We start from the raw sequence: 254 nt of genomic DNA on the forward strand, positions 1-254 counted from the left end.
GGGTGATGCTGAACACCATCGGGCCGCACTGGGATGGTAACCAGGTCTGGTTTATTACTGCCGGTGGGGCCATTTTTGCCGGTTGGCCTGTGGTTTATGCGGTGGCATTTTCGGGCTTTTACTGGGCAATGTTACTGGTGTTGTTTGCCATGTTTTTTCGCCCGGTCGGGTTTGAATACCGCGCCAAAGTGGATGATCCCCGCTGGCGCAGCCTGTGGGACTGGGGCCTGACCATCGGCGGTGCAGTGCCTGCC

At 58.3% G+C, this 254-nt stretch carries 1 protein-coding gene; it reads left to right on the forward strand.

Annotated features, from left to right (window positions below):
- Window positions 1-254: cytochrome d ubiquinol oxidase subunit II (gene cydB, locus Q4563_RS21125; RefSeq protein WP_303605919.1), on the forward strand; the 254-nt coding region annotated here is incomplete at both ends.

The sequence above is a fragment of the Gilvimarinus sp. 1_MG-2023 genome (assembly GCF_030548285.1).